Annotated in this window: 17 protein-coding genes; 11 read left to right on the plus strand and 6 right to left on the minus strand. The window is 67.9% G+C overall.

The genetic code is table 11. The features are described 5' to 3' along the window. Positions 1–278: hypothetical protein (locus AX709_RS10845; protein ID WP_156454253.1), on the minus strand; the 278-nt coding region annotated here is incomplete at its 3' end. Here AX709_RS10845 and AX709_RS10850 point away from each other — a divergent pair. The 8 genes from AX709_RS10850 to glmS all read left to right on the plus strand — a co-directional run bounded on the left by AX709_RS10850 (position 277) and on the right by glmS (position 6,873). Further along, entirely contained in the window at positions 277–669 is a 393-nt protein-coding gene (locus AX709_RS10850; RefSeq protein WP_066549344.1) for a hypothetical protein, read from the plus strand. The genes AX709_RS10845 and AX709_RS10850 overlap by 2 nt on opposite strands. A 5-nt stretch (positions 670–674) precedes the next feature. Next, a complete protein-coding gene (locus AX709_RS10855) occupies positions 675–950 on the plus strand; it encodes an HPr-rel-A system PqqD family peptide chaperone (protein WP_066549317.1) in 276 nt (91 codons plus the stop codon). Positions 951–960: 10 nt separating this feature from the next. Further along, positions 961–1,824, plus strand: coding sequence for an HprK-related kinase A (locus AX709_RS10860; protein WP_066549319.1), 864 nt, complete (start codon positions 961–963; stop codon positions 1,822–1,824). Further along, positions 1,821–2,828 (plus strand): nucleotidyltransferase domain-containing protein, encoded by a 1,008-nt coding sequence (locus AX709_RS10865; protein ID WP_066549323.1) that lies wholly within the window; start codon positions 1,821–1,823, stop codon positions 2,826–2,828. Before AX709_RS10860 ends, AX709_RS10865 begins: the two co-directional genes overlap by 4 nt. A 73-nt stretch (positions 2,829–2,901) precedes the next feature. Further along, positions 2,902–4,251 (plus strand): bifunctional UDP-N-acetylglucosamine diphosphorylase/glucosamine-1-phosphate N-acetyltransferase GlmU, encoded by a 1,350-nt coding sequence (gene glmU, locus AX709_RS10870; protein WP_066549325.1) that lies wholly within the window; start codon positions 2,902–2,904, stop codon positions 4,249–4,251. 31 nt (positions 4,252–4,282) lie between these two features. After that, a complete protein-coding gene (locus AX709_RS10875) occupies positions 4,283–4,657 on the plus strand; it encodes a ribbon-helix-helix protein, CopG family (protein ID WP_066549328.1) in 375 nt (124 codons plus the stop codon). After that, positions 4,654–5,022, plus strand: coding sequence for a PIN domain-containing protein (locus AX709_RS10880; RefSeq protein ID WP_066549329.1), 369 nt, complete (start codon positions 4,654–4,656; stop codon positions 5,020–5,022). The genes AX709_RS10875 and AX709_RS10880 overlap by 4 nt, the downstream gene beginning before the upstream one ends. A 15-nt stretch (positions 5,023–5,037) precedes the next feature. Then, positions 5,038–6,873: a glutamine--fructose-6-phosphate transaminase (isomerizing) gene (gene glmS / locus AX709_RS10885; protein WP_066549331.1), complete on the plus strand. Its 1,836-nt coding sequence runs from the start codon at positions 5,038–5,040 to the stop codon at positions 6,871–6,873. Positions 6,874–7,041: 168 nt separating this feature from the next. Here glmS and AX709_RS10890 read toward each other — a convergent pair whose 3' ends face one another. Beyond that, positions 7,042–10,479 carry a TonB-dependent receptor gene (locus tag AX709_RS10890; protein WP_066549333.1) on the minus strand — a complete coding sequence of 1,146 codons (3,438 nt, stop codon included), beginning with the start codon at positions 10,477–10,479 and terminating at the stop codon, positions 7,042–7,044. 262 nt (positions 10,480–10,741) lie between these two features. Here AX709_RS10890 and AX709_RS10895 point away from each other — a divergent pair, with 262 nt between their 5' ends. Continuing rightward, positions 10,742–11,713: a helix-turn-helix transcriptional regulator gene (locus AX709_RS10895; protein ID WP_066549335.1), complete on the plus strand. Its 972-nt coding sequence runs from the start codon at positions 10,742–10,744 to the stop codon at positions 11,711–11,713. Between the two features lie 56 nt (positions 11,714–11,769). After that, on the plus strand, positions 11,770–12,927 hold the full coding sequence (locus AX709_RS10900) for an HD-GYP domain-containing protein (RefSeq protein WP_066480807.1): 1,158 nt from the start codon (positions 11,770–11,772) through the stop codon (positions 12,925–12,927). Here AX709_RS10900 and AX709_RS10905 read toward each other — a convergent pair. The 4 genes from AX709_RS10905 to map are packed head-to-tail and all read right to left on the minus strand — an operon-like array spanning position 12,877 to position 16,699. Next, positions 12,877–14,130: an adenosylmethionine--8-amino-7-oxononanoate transaminase gene (locus AX709_RS10905; RefSeq protein WP_066549336.1), complete on the minus strand. Its 1,254-nt coding sequence runs from the start codon at positions 14,128–14,130 to the stop codon at positions 12,877–12,879. The two genes, AX709_RS10900 and AX709_RS10905, sit on opposite strands and share 51 nt — an antisense overlap. After that, positions 14,127–14,744, minus strand: coding sequence for a dethiobiotin synthase (gene bioD / locus AX709_RS10910; protein WP_066549337.1), 618 nt, complete (start codon positions 14,742–14,744; stop codon positions 14,127–14,129). Before bioD ends, AX709_RS10905 begins: the two co-directional genes overlap by 4 nt. Further along, positions 14,741–15,847 (minus strand): 8-amino-7-oxononanoate synthase, encoded by a 1,107-nt coding sequence (locus AX709_RS10915; RefSeq protein WP_066549339.1) that lies wholly within the window; start codon positions 15,845–15,847, stop codon positions 14,741–14,743. Before AX709_RS10915 ends, bioD begins: the two co-directional genes overlap by 4 nt. Positions 15,848–15,871: 24 nt before the next feature. After that, on the minus strand, positions 15,872–16,699 hold the full coding sequence (gene map / locus AX709_RS10920; protein WP_066549340.1) for a type I methionyl aminopeptidase: 828 nt from the start codon (positions 16,697–16,699) through the stop codon (positions 15,872–15,874). A gap of 65 nt (positions 16,700–16,764) precedes the next feature. On the opposite strand from map, the gene AX709_RS10925 reads away from it, so the two are divergent. Further along, a partial coding sequence (locus AX709_RS10925; RefSeq protein WP_066549343.1) for a competence/damage-inducible protein A occupies positions 16,765–17,462 on the plus strand: 698 nt, incomplete at its 3' end.

Raw genomic sequence — 17,462 nt, forward strand, 5'->3', positions numbered from 1 at the left:
GCATGGGTGGGCATCAACAAATCGACCTCGCGCGCCTCGAGCCCGGCGAGCAGCACGGCAGCGGTGCCGCCGATCAGTGCGACGGCGATGCCGTTGATGTCGCCGCCGAGCGCGCCGATGCCGACCGCAGCGGCGGCGATCAGCCCGAGCGCGAGGCCGATGCGGGTCGTCCAGGTGATTCCCATGTCCCGTTTGTAGTCGAAAACGCCCGTAATGCACTTGATACCGCCGCAATTTACGATTGCGAAAGCGGCCCCGGGGCATGACAAGCGCATCATGACCGACGATCCCACCCCCGGACCCGCCGCCACGCGCCGCCGCGCGCTGATGCTGGGTGCCGTCAGCGCGTCAGCGATCGTCTCGATCCGGCCCGCGCTCGCCCAGACCGCGGCATCGGTTTCGACGTGCGAAGTGCCGGTTCCCGATCCGGGCCGGGCGGGCAACTATATCGCTGCGGACGGCACGCTGGTCGCGCCCGGCACACCGGGGTCGGTGCCCCCCGCGGCGCGCCCGTTCAAGGGCGAGGACGTCAAGCGCGCGCTGGCGGGCGGACGTCTGCCCGATACCGATTTCGCCACCAATCGCGCCTATACCAACTATATCCGCCGGCTTCAGCAGGGCACCAGCGGCTTTACCTGCTTCGCATCGCTGCAGATGCCGCGCGGCTGACCGCGATGGCGCCGCCGGTCTATCGCGCCGCGCCTGCCGGACATCTGCGCATCGTGGCGATGGATGTGCTGACCGCCATCTATCACCGGCCGTCGGGCAAGACGCATCTCGTCGCCTCGCCGGTGCCCGAGATGCTGGCGGCGATGGGCGATGCCGCGATCGACGCCGCGACCCTGCTCGAGCGCCTCGTCGCCGATTTCGACCTGGCGGACCCGGACGCCACGGCTCTGTCCGCGCGCCTCGACGAGCTGGCGCAGGCGGGCCTGGTCGCGCGCGCGTGACGGCCGGCCGGTGAAGCATGTCGTCCAGCTCCGCATCGGTCCGGTCGGCTTTCGCATCGGATCGGACTGGCGCACGCCGATCGCCCAGCTCGGGGCGCTCTATCGCGACTATCCGCGCCCGAGCGACGGCATTCCCGATTTCACCGTGCGGCTGTTCGCGCCGCGCCCGTGGCGACGCATCGTTCGCCCGAGCGTGATGATCGCGGGCGACTACACCATTCCCGACGCCGCACCGCTTCCGCTGCGCCTCGGCCTGCTCGCCGCCGAAATGGGTATGAACCTGCAGATGGCGCTCGGCCAGCGGCGGTACCTGCTGCTCCACGCCGCCGCGGTCGAACGCGATGGCCGCGCGCTGATCCTGACCGGGGTGTCGGGGGCGGGCAAGTCGACGCTGGCGGCGCTGCTGATGGCGCGCGGGTGGCGGCTGATGGGCGATGAATTCCTGCTGGTCGATCCCGCCACGGGCCTGGCGCACGCCTTTCCGCGGCTGATAAGTCTGAAGAACCGGGCGGTCGATGTCGTCGCCGCTGCGCTGACCGACGCGCGCTTCGGTCCGCCCCAGCCGGAGACGCCAAAGGGCGACATCCGCCATCTGGTGCCCGATGCGCGGGCGATCGCGGCGATGGATGCGCCCACCCAGCCGGCGCTCATCCTGTTTCCGAGCTTCGGCTTCGCCGCCGCGACGCGCCCGGTGCCCGCGAGCGAGACGTTCATGCGGCTGACGCAGGCGTCGACCAATTATGTCGCGCTGGGTGAACGCGGGTTCGACGCGCTCACCCGACTGGTCGCATCGGTGCCGGCGCATGCCATCGACTATCCGGATACCGACACTGCGCTGGCCGAGGTCGAGCGGCTCTGGGCGGCGGTCGCATGAGCGCGCAGCTTGTGGTCCGCGTCTTGCGCGAACCCGGATCCGCGCTGTCGCTGGACGCGGCGGGCTGGACCGAGCTGATCGCGGCGGCGCGCGCCGAACAGATTATCGGGACGCTCGCCCATCGCGTCGACGGGCTGAAAATCCCTCCGGCCGCGGCGCAGATCCTCGCCGACGCGCGCGCATCCGCCGAACAGGGGCGCATCGCCGCGCTGTGGGAAGCGGAAATGGCGCGGCGCGCGCTGGCACCGGCCGGCATCCCCGTCCTGCTGCTGAAGGGCACGGCATTCGTCGCGGCGGGGCTTAAGGCCGGGCAGGGGCGCTCGATCGGCGATCTCGACATCCTGGTGCCGCGCGACCGGCTGGACGCGGCGGAGGCAGCATTGCTCGCGGCGGGGTGGGAATGGGTCAAGCCCGACCCCTATGACGACGCCTATTACCGCCGGTGGATGCACGAGCTGCCCCCGATGATCCACCGCGATCGCGATCGCATGATCGACGTGCACCACACCATCCTGCCGCTGACCGCGCGGGTGCGGCCCGACGCCGCCGGCTTGATCGCGCGCGCGGTGGAGATTGCGCCGGGGCTGCGCATGCTCGCCCCCGATGACGTCATCGTGCACGCGGCCGCGCACCTGATCGCCGATGGCGACCTGGCCGGCGGTTTGCGCAACCTGTGGGACATCCACTGTCTGGTCGAGGAGTTCGGGGTCGAGGGGCTAGAGGCGCGCGCGCGCCATCATGGCCTGTGGCCGGCGGTCGCCCGGTCGTTGCGGCTGGCCCATGCGCTCTACGGCACGGAGCTGCCGCCGGAATGGCTGCGGGGCGACGCGCTCGACGCCTTGCTCCTGCGTCGTATCCTGTCGCGTGACGGCTGGGGCCGGCGGACGCGCAAGCTGACCGAGTTCGGCTTCTATCTGCGCGGGCACTGGCTGCGGATGCCGCCGGCGATGCTGGCGCGGCATTTGTGGATCAAGTGGCGCGGCGGCCACCGGCCGGTCGGCTGAGCCCGCGCCCGGCACTGGCACCCCGGGCCGTTTCGTGGCAGTCGCGCCTGCGACGAGCGTGGAGAGGATCGTGATGGAAACCGCTGCAATCATCCTCGCCGCGGGCAAGGGCACGCGGATGAAGTCGGACCTGCACAAGGTGCTGCACCCGATCGCGGGCAAGCCGATGCTGCGCCACCTGATCGACGCGACGCGCGATTTCGCGCCGGCGCGCACCGTCGTGGTGGTCGGCGCCGGGCGCGACCAGGTTGAGGCGGCGGTGGCCCCGCTGGGCGTCGCGATTGCCCATCAGGCGGAGCAGCTGGGCACCGGGCATGCGGTGCTCCAGGCCCGGGAGGCGCTGGCCGGGTTCGCGGGCGACGTGCTGATCCTCTATGGTGACGTGCCGCTGGTGGCGACCGCGACGATGCGCGCGATGATCGACCGGCTGCACGCCCCTGACGCTCCCGCAGTGGTGGTGCTGGCGTTCCGCGCCGCCGACCCCGCTGCCTATGGCCGGGTGATCGCCGACGCCGACGGCCGCATCGACCGGATCGTCGAATACAAGGACGCCAGCGCCGACGAGCGCGCGGTGACTTTGTGCAATTCCGGGCTGATGGCGGCGCGGGCGAGCGATCTGTTCGACCTGCTCGACCACGTGGGCAACGACAATGCGGCGGGCGAATATTACCTGCCCGACATCGTGACCATCGCCGCCGCCGATGGCCGCCATTCGGCGATGGTCGAGGTAGCCGAGGCCGAAGTCGCCGGCGTCAACAGCCGCGCCGACCTCGCCGCGCTCGAACTGGCGTGGCAGCAGCAGCGGCGCGTCCGGGCGATGGCCGATGGCGCGACCCTGATCGCGCCGGAGACGGTGTGGTTCGCGCACGACACGGTGATCGGCCGCGACGTCGTGATCGAACCCAATGTGGTGTTCGGCCCCGGGGTGACGGTCGCGGACGGGGTGGTCATCCACGCCTTCAGCCATGTCGAAGGCGCGACGATCGCTGGCGGCGTTTCGGTCGGCCCGTTCGCGCGGCTGCGCCCCGGCGCGGTGCTGGAGGCGGGATCGCGCGTCGGCAATTTCGTCGAGGTCAAGAACGCGCGGCTGGGCGCGGGGGCCAAGGCCAATCACCTGACTTATCTGGGCGATGCCAGCATCGGCGCGGGCGCGAATATCGGCGCGGGGACGATCACCTGCAATTATGACGGCTTCTTCAAATATCGCACCGAAATCGGCGAGGGCGCGTTCGTCGGATCGAATAGCGCGCTGGTCGCGCCGGTCAACATCGGCGCGGGCGCGATCGTCGCCGCGGGCAGCGTGGTGACGCGCGATGTCGAGGCCGACGCGCTGGCGCTGGCGCGCGGCAAACAGGAAAGCCGGCCGGGCTGGGCGGCGAAGTTCCGCGCGATGATGAAAGCGCGCAAGCAGGCGCGCGATTGACGATGATATCGTCGCATGATATCAAGCTGACATGACCCGCATTCTAGCTGATTTGCCTGAAGAGGATATTCGCTGGCTCGACCAGCGGGCGGCTGAGCGGGGCATATCGCGCGCGTCGTTGCTCAGGGATGTCGTCGCAACCTACAAAGCGCAAGACCAGGCACCGAACGACAAGGCGTGGCTGGATCAAGCCTTCGGGATTTGGAAAGACCGGACCGACATCGGGGATGCCGTTGAATGGCAGCGCCGTGAGCGGGCGTCGTGGACGCGGCCGTGGGATGACGATTACGAGGCGGTGCGGGCAGAATTTCCGGATCTGTTCGATGAGACGGATGACCGCGAGCGTCAGCGCTATCTCGACATGTCAGCGAGCAGGACGACCGGGCAGAAGCGCTCAGACCGGTGAGCAGCTATGCCTTTGATGCCAACATCCTGATCTATGCCTTGCACGGAGACCGGGTGGCGCACGCCGAAATTGCGCGCGTCGATCGCCCCTGGATCAGCCGGATTGCCTGGATCGAGGTGATGTCCAAGGAGAGCGGGGCGACGATGCGCAACATCCAGACCTTCCTGAACGGCTTTTCCATCGACGAGATCGATCTTCGCACCGCCGAACATGCCGCGGCACTGCGCCGCGAGCGACCGCGGCTGCGCCTGGCCGATGCGCTCATTCTGGCGTCAGCTCAGGTCAATCATCGCATTCTGGTCACGAACAACACCAAGGACTTCCCGGCCAATATGCCGGGCATCCGCGTCCCCTACACCTTGTAACGAAAGCTCCAAATCATGTGCGGCATTGTCGGGATCATCAGCGGCGCGGACGTCGCCGATCGCCTGTTCGACGGGCTGAAGCGGCTGGAATATCGCGGCTATGATTCCGCCGGCATTGCCACGCTGCACAACGGCGCGATCGAGCGGCGGCGCGCCAGTGGCAAGCTGGTCAATCTCGGCACCCGCCTGCGCGAGGAGCCGCTGCCCGGCACGGTCGGCATCGCGCACACGCGCTGGGCGACGCATGGCGCGCCGACCGAGGACAATGCCCACCCCCATGTCGCTGGCCGCGTGACGCTGGTCCACAACGGCATCATCGAGAATTTCAAGCCGCTGCGCGACGAGCTGATCGCCGACGGCCGCACCTTCCTGAGCCAGACCGACACCGAAGTCGTCGCGCACCTGATCGACCGCGAACTGGATCGCGGCGCCAGCCCGCAGGACGCGGTCAAGGCGGTGCTGCCGCGCCTGCACGGTGCCTTCGCGCTGGCCATTTTGTTTAAGGATCACCCTGACCTCTTGATCGGCGCGCGGCTGGGGTCGCCGCTGGTGGTCGGGCATGGCGCCGAGGAAAATGGGGGTGAGACCTTTCTGGGATCGGACGCACTCGCGCTCGCGCCGCTGACCCAGCGCATCGCCTATTTGGACGAAGGCGACTGGGTGGTGGTGACGCGCGGCGGCGCGCAGGTATTCGACCGCGACAACCGGCCGGTTGAGCGCCCCGTAACCCTGTCGGGCATCACGGGCGCGCTGATCGACAAGGGCAATCACCGCCATTTCATGCAGAAGGAAATCTACGAACAACCGGTCGTGGTCGCCCAGACGCTGCGCAGCTATCTGCGCCCGGTCGAGGAGCAGGTCGCGTTGCCCGACATGGAGTTCGACCTGTCGACGGTCGAGCGCGTCGTCATCGTCGCGTGCGGCACCGCCAGCTATGTCGGCATGATCGGCAAATACTGGATCGAGCAGTTCGCGCGCCTGCCGGTCGAGGTCGATGTGGCAAGCGAGTTCCGTTATCGCGACCCCGTCCTGCTGCCCCACACGCTGGGCGTCGTCGTCAGCCAGTCGGGCGAGACCGCCGACACGCTGGCGGCTTTGCGCCACATGAAGGCAAACGGCGTCACCACCGCCGGCATCATCAACGTGCCGACCAGCTCGATGGCGCGCGAGGTCGATTTGTTGATGCCCACCCATGCCGGGCCGGAGATCGGCGTCGCGTCGACCAAGGCGTTCACGTGCCAGCTCGCGGTGATGGCGGCGTTGTCGGTCAATCTGGCGCGTGCCAAGGGCCGGCTGGACGAAGCCGAGGAGCGCGAGATCGTCCGCCACCTGCGCGAAGTGCCCGCGGCGATGAACGCGGCGCTGGCGCATGACGCCGAGATCGAGGCGATGGCGGGGACGATCGCGATCGCGCGCGACGTGCTCTATCTGGGCCGTGGCCCCGACTATCCGCTGGCGCTGGAGGGCGCGCTCAAGCTCAAGGAGATCAGCTACATCCATGCTGAGGGCTATGCCTCGGGCGAGATGAAGCACGGGCCGATCGCGTTGATCGACGAAGCCGTGCCGCTGATCGTCATCGCGCCATCGGGACCGCTGTTCGACAAGACGGTCAGCAACATGCAGGAGGCGCAGGCACGGGGCGCAAAGGTGGTGCTGATTTCCGACGCCGCCGGGCTTGCGCAGGCAGGGGAGGATGCGATGGCGACGATCGAGATGCCCGCCGTCCACCCGCTGATCGCGCCGATCGTCTATGCCGTGCCGGTTCAGCTGCTCGCTTATCACGTCGCGGTCGCCAAGGGCACCGACGTCGATCAGCCGCGCAATCTGGCCAAGTCGGTGACGGTCGAATAGCCCCCGACAAAATCGGGCCGCACGGTCTTGTCCGGGCGGCCCGATCGCCGGTGGGTTAAGCCGGCAAGGGGGTTTGTAGCACTTGCTTCATAAACAGGACATCACCGACTGGATGCCGATTGCTGCAAAGCGAAAGGCGGACCGGCGGCGAAGCGCCCGGCGCGATCTTCAGAAGACATAGCGCACCCCAAGCTGCGCCCGCCACGCGGAGCTCGGCGCATATTGCTGCGCTTCGATGAAATCGGTCGTCGAGATATCGTCGATCACGATCTGGTTGGTCGCCGGATCGAACACCGCATCGTAGAAATTCTGGCGGATATTGTAGCGCCGCACTGCGCCATAATCGCGGTCGAGCAGGTTGAGGAAATTGCGGATGCTGGCGTCGAAGATCAGCTTGCCCGGGAGCGGCGAGGGGACTTCGAGCTGGGCATTGAGATCCAGCCGGAAGGTGTCGCCTGCGCGCACGATGTTCCGCGGGATGAAGGAGCCGCGATAGCGCTCGAGCCCCAGTGCCTGCTCGATTGCCAGGATCTGCTCGTAGCTGGCACCCCCCGCATAGCGCACCAGCGGATCGCCCGCCCCGGTCGGCAGATAGGCGAGCAGGCGCTGGTTGGCGCGCCCGGAAAAGGCGGGCTGGAGGAACTGGAGCCGGTTGAAGATGGCGGCGGGAATGCCGCCGGGGTTGGTTGCCGACTGGAGCCCGCCAAGATCGGCGGCGCTGAGCGGATCGTCCGCATCGATGACGAGCGAGGTGGCGCGACCGGTCCGATAGTTGCCGAAGATATTGAACCTGAACCTGAAATCCTTCGCGAACTCGTTCGAATAGTTGAGAGAGAAGACGAAATTGTGCGGCACCGCCTGAATCGAATTGCCGGCGGTGGGATTGTTCACGTCGTCATAGGCGCCGGTTTCGTACACGCTCGCCAGCGTCGCGGTGTCGTTGCTCGGCGAGACGTCGACCGATTCGACATAGGTATAGCCGGTGTTGAAGCCGACGCGGCCGATCTTGCCCAGGTTCCAGTCCTTTTCGGCCTCGAACGTCAGCGCCAGCGAATGGCCTTCGCTGGTGTTGAAGATGCCGATGTCCTGGACGGGCACGGTCTGGGCGGTCCGCGGATTGGTGAACGAACTCGGCGTCCGTGCATCCAACGCGACGTTGGTGACGTAGCGCGGCGTGCCCGTCGGCAGCGTCACCCCGCTCGGCACGATCCGCAGGTCGCGGAACTGGAGCGCGTCGATGACGTCCGAATAGGTCGCCTCCGCCGTGAAGCGCCAATTGTCGCCGAGCAGCGGCAGGTTGGCGCGCTGGTCGACCGCGAGCGTGAAACGCGCATTTTTGGGGATGTCGAAGTCGGCCGAAATGAACGAAACGCTGCTGTCGGTGCCGTTGCGCAGCCCCGCGCGCACCGTCGCGAGCTGCGCCAGGATGGCGGCCGGCAATTCATTGGGATCGACCGGCCCGCCAAGCTGTGCGTTGTTCCGCGTGACCGTTGCCAGGCTGACCCCGTTGGTCAGGAAGGGTTCGGTGAACCACGTGATCGGCGTGCCGCCGGCGAAGATGCCCGCGCCGCCGCGTACCACGGTGTTGTCGAACGGCCGCCAGTTGAAGCCGAAGCGCGGCAGGAACACGTCGACGCCGTCGAGCGTGTCCTGGTTCGAGATGCCGTAGCGGGCGAGGAAGAAGGGATTGGCCGCGGGCGCGTCGCCGCTGGTGAACAGCTCGTAACGCAGGCCGAACAGCATATCGAGCCGGGGCGTGACCGCCCATTGGTCCTGCAGATACACCGAGTGCTGGGTCAGCGCGAAATCGGCGGCGGCGTCGGCGACATTGCCGGTCGTCGGCGCGGTGGCGCTGACGCTGGTGGCGATGCCCTGTTCATATGCCTGGATCGTGGTCAGCGCGGTGCCGTTGACCGTGATCGGTGCAAAGGTGAACACCCCATTGCCCGCCGGGGCACGCGAACGAAAGATGTCGCGGCGGTCGAATTCGTATCCGAACGAGATTTTGTGATCGCCGGCGACATATTCGCCGCGCGTCTTGATCTGCCAGCGATCCGCCTCGAGCACGTTGTTCTGATCGGAATCGTCCGGCCCGATCGACAGGTCGCCGTCGGGGATGGGATTGCCGTTCGCATCGAGCACCAGCGAACCGTCGGCATTGCGGGTGAAGTCGACGTCCTGGAGCAGCACCTGACCGAAATTCGCGTTCGCCGACAAGGGCGTCGCCTTTCGCACCTGGCGCAGATAGCCGACCTGGATCTGGGTGGAAAAGCGGTCCGACCATTGCGAGAAGAGCTGACCGGAAAGGCCGATGGGGGTGTCGGCGTCGAACGCGGCGGCGCTCGACGGCGAATTGAGGCCCGGGCCGCGTGTCGTGTCGATGCTGTTCGATTCGGTGCGCTGATAGGTCAGCTGCGCGCGCTGGTTGTCGCTGATGTTCCAGTCGAGCTTGGCCAGGAACTTGCGCTCGCCATTGGGCGTGTTGAGGATGTCGTTGAAGTCGCCCGAATCATAGTCGTAGCGGTCGATGCCGATTTGACGGATGCGGTCATAGGCTGCGCTGCTGACGAGCAGGCTGGGGGTCTCGCACGCGATGCCGGAGGGACAGGCGCCCAGCGTGTCGTTTTCGCTGAATTCTTCATAGCTGAAGAAGAAGAACAGTTTGTCCTTGATGATCGGTCCGGACAGCGTCGCGCCATAGGTGCGCTCGATAGGTTCGCGCGCGATCGTGAACGGCGCGCCCGCGGCATCGGTGCCGATTTCACGCGCGGACAGGCCGCCACCGCCCTGCAGATAGCGGGCGGAGCCGTGGAACTGGTTGTTGCCCGACTTGGTGTTGATGTTGATCTGGCCGCCCTGGAAGCCCGAATTCTGGACGTCGAACGGCGCCGTCTCGACCGACAGCGATTCGATGGCGTCCAGCGAGATCGGCGATCGCCGTGTCGACAGGCCGGTGAAATTATCGCCGAAGCTGTCGGCTTGCGACAGGCCGTCGACGATCAGGTTGTTGAACCGCGTGTTGAAACCGAGCAGCGAAATGCCCTGATCCTCGTCCGGCTGACCGAAGTCCAGGAAGGCGCGGCTGTCGCGCTGGATGATTTCCTGGAGGCGGCGCTCGACGACCGGCTGGTCGCTGATCTCGCCCTGGCCATAGGTGTTGATCGACCCGAAGCTCAGCCGGTTGCGCGATCCGCCCAGCACGACGATCTCGTCCGCGGCGCCCGCGTCCCGCCGGGCCACGGTGGCCGACAGCGTGACCGGATCGCCCGCAACCGCGAAGATGTCCTTGATCTCGGAGGTGACAACCCCGTCGCCGCTGATCTGGATCGTGTAGGGTCCGCCGATGCGTAGGCCGCTGGCGGTGAACTGGCCCGAGGCGTTGACCCGTGTCGTGACGCGCGATCCCGACGGGACATGTTCGACGACGATCGTCGCGCCGGCCGCCGGTGCGCCGTCGTCGAAGCGAACCTCGCCGCCGATTTCGGCGTAGGTCACTTGCGCATAAGCAGCCGGGATTGCCGCGCAAACGGCAATCGCCGCGGCGCTCGCGCCACCGAGCAGCCGGATCGAGGCGGCAAGTGCGGCAAGATTGAATGGACGTTGCATGGCGTGCGCTCCCCTTTTTTGCATCGCAACAAGGTGCGGCGGGTAGGCGCGTGGAATGACAGCCCCGCAAAACGGAGTAGGTCCATTTTCGATATATCTCGCAAGAATGCGCACGGCGGGCAGCACCCGAAATCAATCGCAATAAATCGAAAGCGTCGGGGAATTTATCGCGCGGCCGTCATGGTCGTGTTGCGGACGGCTGCCAACGCCGTCGGCTCACCGCCGGAAATCCGGGCGGTCGAGTGCCGATTGGACAAAGATCATGCCCCTGCTCATCCCGCCCCCAACCGCCCCGGTGCATCACCACGTCATCCAGCCGCTCGTCGTCGGCAGGGCGGGACGCAAGGATATCGCCCCGCGCGTCGACGGACGGATCGAGCGCCGGCCCGATTTCGGCCTTCAGATCGAAACGCCGGGCGTCCGGCTGCACGAGCTGGAAAGCGAGGTGTTCGACTTTTCCTTTCAGGCGCGCGCGCATGTGATCGATTTCAACTTCAATCCCGGCTGGTCGATGATGAAGGTCAATGACGGCCCGCTTCGCCGGCTCGAGTTCGATCGTCACGCGGTCAGCTTCGCCCCGTCGGGCAGCGAACTCGTCCGTCATGCCACCGCCAGCAACGCGGTGTCGGGCACGCATCGCACGATCGCGGTGGCGATCGAACCCGACTGGATGGCGACGCTCGTTGCGGACGTGGCCGATGGTCGCGCCGTGCACTTCGCCAGTCATGCCGATCCGGCACCCTGGCCGGTCATGCAACGCGTACAGTCCGCGCTCGCGGCGTTTTTCCGCGCGCCCGGGCATTTTTCGACGGTCACGGTCGAAGCGGTCGTCAACGAGATCGCGTTGCGCACGCTGCTGCGCTGGTCGAACCTGTCCACGCGCATGGCGACAATCGCGGTGCGCAGCGAGGACCCGGCCGTCGCCCGCGCGATCGCGTTCATTCACGCAAATCTTCGCGCGCCGGTGACACTCGCCGACATCCACGCCGCGGCAGGGCGCGACGGCACTTTGCTGGCCGGGCCTTTCCGCCGGGTCACCGGACTGACCGTCTACACCTATCTTGTCCGGGCGCGCATCGACGCGGCGGCCGAGGAGCTTCGGGCGACGTCGATGCCGGTCGCGGAAATCGCGCGGCGTTACCAGTTCGGATCGCCGGCGCATTTCTCGACCAGCTTCCGCAACGTGATCGGCGTAAGCCCGCGGCGCTATCGCGGCGAGATCGCCGCGGGCTGATCCGCCCCCGGATTTTCGTAACGGCTTGGCAACCATGTCCGCGTTATGCCGGTGCCATGGACGGGGTAGAGCCAAAGGTTATCAACGACACGCTGCTGCGCAGCGACTGGCGCATGTTCATGCCGCCGGAAACGGAAACGGATGCCGGCCCGCCGGCACCGGCCGCACCGATGTTCCTGCGCGCGCGTCCCGCGTCGCTCGGCCGCGAGCGCGAGCGCGCCAAGCAGATCATCGAATCGGGCAAGGAAACGATCCGTGGGGCCTTCCGGGCAGTGACGGACGGCGATCCCATCGATTACGACGCGCTGCAGGCGCTGGTCCGATCGGTCACCGCGTCGGTATTGCGCCACCCGATGGCGCTGCCGGGCATGGGCCGGCTGAAAACCAAGCACGAATATACCTATCTGCATTCGGTGGCGGTGTGTGGCCTGATGGTCGCGCTCGCCCGGCGGCTCGACGAGCCGGGCCTGGTGCTGGAGGATGTCGGCTTGGCCGGCCTGCTGCACGATATCGGCAAGGCGCGCATCCCGCGCGCGGTGCTCGACAAGCCCGCCGAACTGACCGTGGATGAATTCCGGCTGGTGCGCGAGCATCCGGTGCGCGGGCATGAGCTGCTGAACGACGTGGCCGAAGTCCCGGCGGTGGTGCGCGACGTCTGTCTGCACCATCACGAGCGGCTCGACGGATCGGGCTATCCGTTCGGGCTGAAGGACAAGGAAATCAGCCTGGTCGCGCGCATGGCGGCGATCTGCGACGTCTATGACGCCGTCACCTCGGCCCGCGCGTACAAGCGCAGCTGGTCGCCGGCCGAGGCGCTGGAATGGATGAGCACCGCCGAAGGCCATTTCGACCGCCGCGTGCTCGCCGAATTCCGCAAGCTGATCGGGGCGTTCCCGCCGGGATCGCTGGTGATGCTGCAAAGCGGGCGGCTGGGCATCGTCGCCGACGAGCTGACCGAGGATCCGCTCCGGCCCGCAATCTGCGCCTTTTTCTCGACCCATGCCAAGCGCCCGATCGACTGGGTGATGGTCGATCCCGGCCGCGATCCGATCCTGTCGGTCGAACGCGCCGATCGCTGGGGACTGACCGACTGGCGCACGCTGCGCCGCCAGCTGCTGGCCTTCGCCGACGTCAATCTGCACGGCGTCCGCGAAGATGCGGAGTCAGCCGAACCGGTCGAGGGCCTCGGCGATGGCGCCGTAGATCAGGCCTAGGTCGGCATCGTCGATACAATAGGGCGGCATGACGTAGATCGTGTTGCCAAGCGGCCGGAGCAGGATGTCCCGGTCGCGAAAGAACGCCAGCAGTCGCGGAGCCAGATCGGACAGGTAGCGCGACGTCCCGTCGCCAAGCTCCAGCGCGGTCACCGTTCCCAGCTGGCGCGCGCCATGGACCGCCGGGTGCGATGCCAGCGTAGCCAGATGCGTGCGCTGCCGCCGTTCAAGGTCGGCGACGCGGTCCAGCACCGGTTCGTCGCGCCAGATCGCCAGATTGGCGGCCGCGGCGGCACAGGCGATCGGATTGGCGGTGTAGCTGGACGAATGAAAGAACATCCGGGCGCGGTCCCGCGACCAGTGCGAGTCGAAGATCGCATCGGTGGCCAGCGTGACGGCAAGCGGCATCGCACCGCCGGTCAGCCCCTTGGACAGGCACATGAGGTCGGGGACCACGCCCGCCTGGTCGCAGGCGAACAGCGTGCCGGTGCGGCCCCATCCGGTCATCACCTCGTCCGCGATGAACAGCACGCCGTGGCGGGTGCAGAGGTCGCGCATCGCGCGCAGCGTCGCGGGCGGATAGATCAGCATGCCGCCCGCCCCCGACAGCAGCGGCTCGACGATGAGGGCGGCAGGGGTATCGTCGCGGCACGCGGCCTCCAGCGCGTCGATCGTCGCCTGTTCCCGCCCGGTCGCGGGGAAGGGCAGGGTCTCGACGTCGAACAGCAGCGGCGCATAGGCGCGATTGAACACCCCGCGCGCGCCGACCGACATCGCGCCGATCGTGTCGCCATGATAGCTGTGTTCGAGCACCAAGATGCGGTGGCGGGCCTCGCCACGATTGGCGAAATACCCCAGCGCCATCTTCAGCGCCACCTCGACGCTGGTCGAGCCCGAATCGGAGAAGAACACGCGGGTCAGCGGCGCGGGGGTGATCGCCACCAGTTCGCGCGCGACCGTTTCGGCGGGCTCGTGCGTCCAGCCGGCAAAAATGATCTGGTCCAGCCGCGCCGCCTGCTCGGCGATCGCCGCCATGATGCGCGGGTGGCCATGGCCATGGGTCGTCACCCACCAGCTCGAGATCGCGTCGATGATCCGGCGGCCATCGACGGTGTGGATCGCCGCGCCCTGCGCATGGCTGACCAGCGGGATCGGTTCGCCCAGGCCATGCTGGGTGAACGGGTGCCATATGGGTGAGGTCATGCGAAATCGCCCGCGTCGAAATGGGTGGCGAACGCCTGCGCCAGCGCATCCGGCGACGGCGCGTTGAGTCGGGGCAGGCGGCCCAGGCGGCGAACCCCACCGATCGCGCAGATCGTCGCTTCATTGTCCGCATTGGCGTCGCCGTTGAACGCGATGCCCAGGATCGTCACGGCGCGTGCACGCAACGCCTCGATCGTCAGCAGGCTGTGGTTGATCGTCCCCAGCGCCGTCCGCGCGACGATGACGACCGGCAAAGCCCAGCGCGCGAACAGGTCGGCATAGAGCAGGTCGCGCGTCACCGGGACCAGTGCGCCGCCCGCGCCCTCGACCACCAGCGGATCGTGGGGCGGCGGGACGAGCCGCGCGGCATCGATCGTCACCCCGTCGAGTTCGGCGGCGCGGTGCGGCGACAGCGGTTCGGTCAGGCGATAGGCCTCGGGCAGGATGCGGTCGTGCGCGACGCCGGTCAGCGCGGCGACGCGATCGGAATCGCTGCCATCCGCCAGTCCCGACTGCACCGGTTTCCAGTAAAGCGCCCCCAGCGCCTGGACGAGCATCGCCGCGACCATCGTTTTGCCGACATCGGTGTCGGTGCCGGTGACGACCAGCCTCATGCCGTCAGTTCCCGAATGGCGTCGCCCAGCGTCGCGATCTGCGTGGCATCGACATTGCGGGTGATCGAGATGCGCAGCCGCGCCGTGCCCGGCGCAACGGTCGGCGGCCGGATGCCGCGAATGTCGAAGCCGCGTTCGCGTAAGCCAGCCGCCACCCGCATCGCGCGTGCGTCCTCGCCCAATATGACCGGCACGATCTGGCTGGCACCCGCACCGGGCAGCTGTGCGCCCGCCACCGCAATCAGCCCGTGCAGTTCGGTGCGCAGTTCCGGCGCGTCGGCCAGGATACGCAGGCTGGCCCGCACCAGCGCGGCGCTGAGCGGCGACGGCGCGGTCGAAAAGATGAAGCCGCGCGCGCGGTTGACCAGGAAGTCGCGCGCGGTGCGCGGCAACGCGACCAGCGCGCCCTCCACGCCCATCGCCTTGCCGCAGGTATGCAGCGTGATGAGGTTGTGCGCACCGCCGAGCGCCGCCGCCAGCCCGCCACCGTCCGTGCCGAACACGCCGGTGGCATGGGCCTCGTCCACCACCAGCATCGCGTCATGGCGCGCGGCGACCGCGGCGAGATCGTCGAGCGGTGCGCGGTCGCCGTCCATCGAATAGAGGCTTTCGACCGCGATCCACGGCGTGCCGGTGCCGCCCGTCCGCCGCCACGCCGCGATGGCCGCATCGGCCGCGGCCGCGTCGTTATGCGGAAAGCTTCGCGACGTCGCGCGCGTCAGCCGCATCCCTTCATGACTGCTCGCATGGACCCGTTCGTCATGGACGATCAGGTCGCCCGTCTGGGGCAGGGTCGCGAGCAGTGCCGAATTGGCGGCATAGCCGGTCGGCAGGAAAAGCGCCGTCTCGCTGCCGAAAAAGTCTGCGGCCTCCGCCTCCAGCGCCTCATGCTCGGGATGGTTGCCGCGCAGCAGCCGCGATCCGCCCGACCCGACGGGTATGCCCCGGTCGATCGCGGCGCGGGCGGCATCGCGCAGCCGGTCCGACCCGGCAAGCCCGAGATAGTCGTTGGACGAAAAGTCGATGCCGGCACGCGGCGCGAGCGCCCGCAGCCGATCCGCGTCGGCCAGCGCGCGCAGTTGCGCGGCATGGGCATCCCACATTTCCGCGTCCCCCCGTCCGGGCGGTCAGGCGTAGGGCGGGCGGTGCAGCCCCTTGGGGCTGAGCGTGAAGATCTCGCAGCCGCTCTCGGTAATCCCGATCGAATGTTCGAACTGCGCCGACAACGACCGGTCGCGCGTCACCGCCGTCCAGCCATCGTCGAGCAGCTTCACGTCGGGGCGGCCGATATTGATCATCGGTTCGATCGTGAAGAACATGCCGGGCCTGAGCTCAGGTCCGGTGCCGGGGCGGCCGACATGGACGACTTCGGGCGCGTCGTGGAACAGCCGGCCCAAGCCGTGCCCGCAGAAGTCGCGCACGACGCCGAAGCGGTGGCGTTCGGCATGGCGCTGGATGGCGTTGGCGACGTCGCCCATCCGGTTGCCCGGTCGCGCCTGTTCGATGCCGAGCATCAGGCACTCGTGCGTCACCTCGACCAGCCGGCGCGCCTTCAGCGGCACGTCGCCGACCAGGTACATGCGGCTGGTATCACCGTGCCAGCCGTCGAGTAGCGGCGTCACGTCGATATTGACGATGTCGCCGTCCTTGAGGACTCGGTCGCCCGGGATGCCGTGGCAGACGACATGGTTGATCGAGATGCAGCAGCTGTGCATATAGCCGCGATAGCCGAGCGTCGCCGGCACCGCGCCGCCGGCGATCATCATGCCGCGGATCATGTCGTCCAGTTCGGCGGTGGTCACGCCCGGGACGACATGGGGGACGAGTGCATCCAGGATTTCGGCCGCCAGCCGCCCGGCACGCCGCATCCCTTCGAACCCGTCGGGTCCGTGCAGCTTGATTGCCCCGTCGCGCGCCATCGGCGTGGCCGCGTCCGCCATCACATATTCGGTCATCGCGCGAATATAGCGGCACAGGCCCGGCTTTGCCAGCGACGGGGCTTGCGCTATGCCGCGCGGCCATGAGCACACGCATCTGGACTGCCGCGCTGGTCGTGATCGGCGACGAGATCCTGTCGGGCCGGACCCAGGACCGCAACGTGGCCCAGATCGCGACCTGGCTGAATGCCCAGGGCATCCGGCTGGCCGAAGTGCGCGTGGTCGGCGACCGCCAGGATGCGATCGTTGAGGCGGTCAACGCGCTGCGCGCGCGCAACGATTACCTGTTCACCACCGGCGGCATCGGGCCGACCCATGACGACATCACCGTCGACGCGATCGCCGCCGCCTTGGGGGTCGAGGTGGTGATCCACCCCCAGGCGCACGCGGCGCTGGCGGCCTATTATGCGACGCGCGGCGGCCTGAGCGAGGCGCGGCTGCGCATGGCGCGCACCCCGGCGGGGGCGGAGCTGATCGTCAACCGCATGTCGGGCGCGCCGGGCATCCGCATCGGCAACATCCTGATCCTGGCGGGCGTGCCGCACATCGCGGCGGGAATGCTCGACGCGCTGACCGGCACGCTGGAGGGCGGGCTGCCGCTGATCAGCCGCACGATCGGCTGCTGGGTCGCCGAAAGCGAAGTCGCCGACCTGCTCCGCCGCGCGGAAGCCAGCCATGACGGCGTCGCGATCGGCAGCTACCCCTTCTTCCGCGAAGGCCGCGTCGGCGCCAACTTCGTCGTCCGCGCAACGGATGCGGCGGTGGTCGATCAGTGTGTGGC

Source organism: Sphingomonas sp. CCH15-F11 (assembly GCF_001557005.1).
GTDB lineage: Bacteria > Pseudomonadota > Alphaproteobacteria > Sphingomonadales > Sphingomonadaceae > Sphingomonas.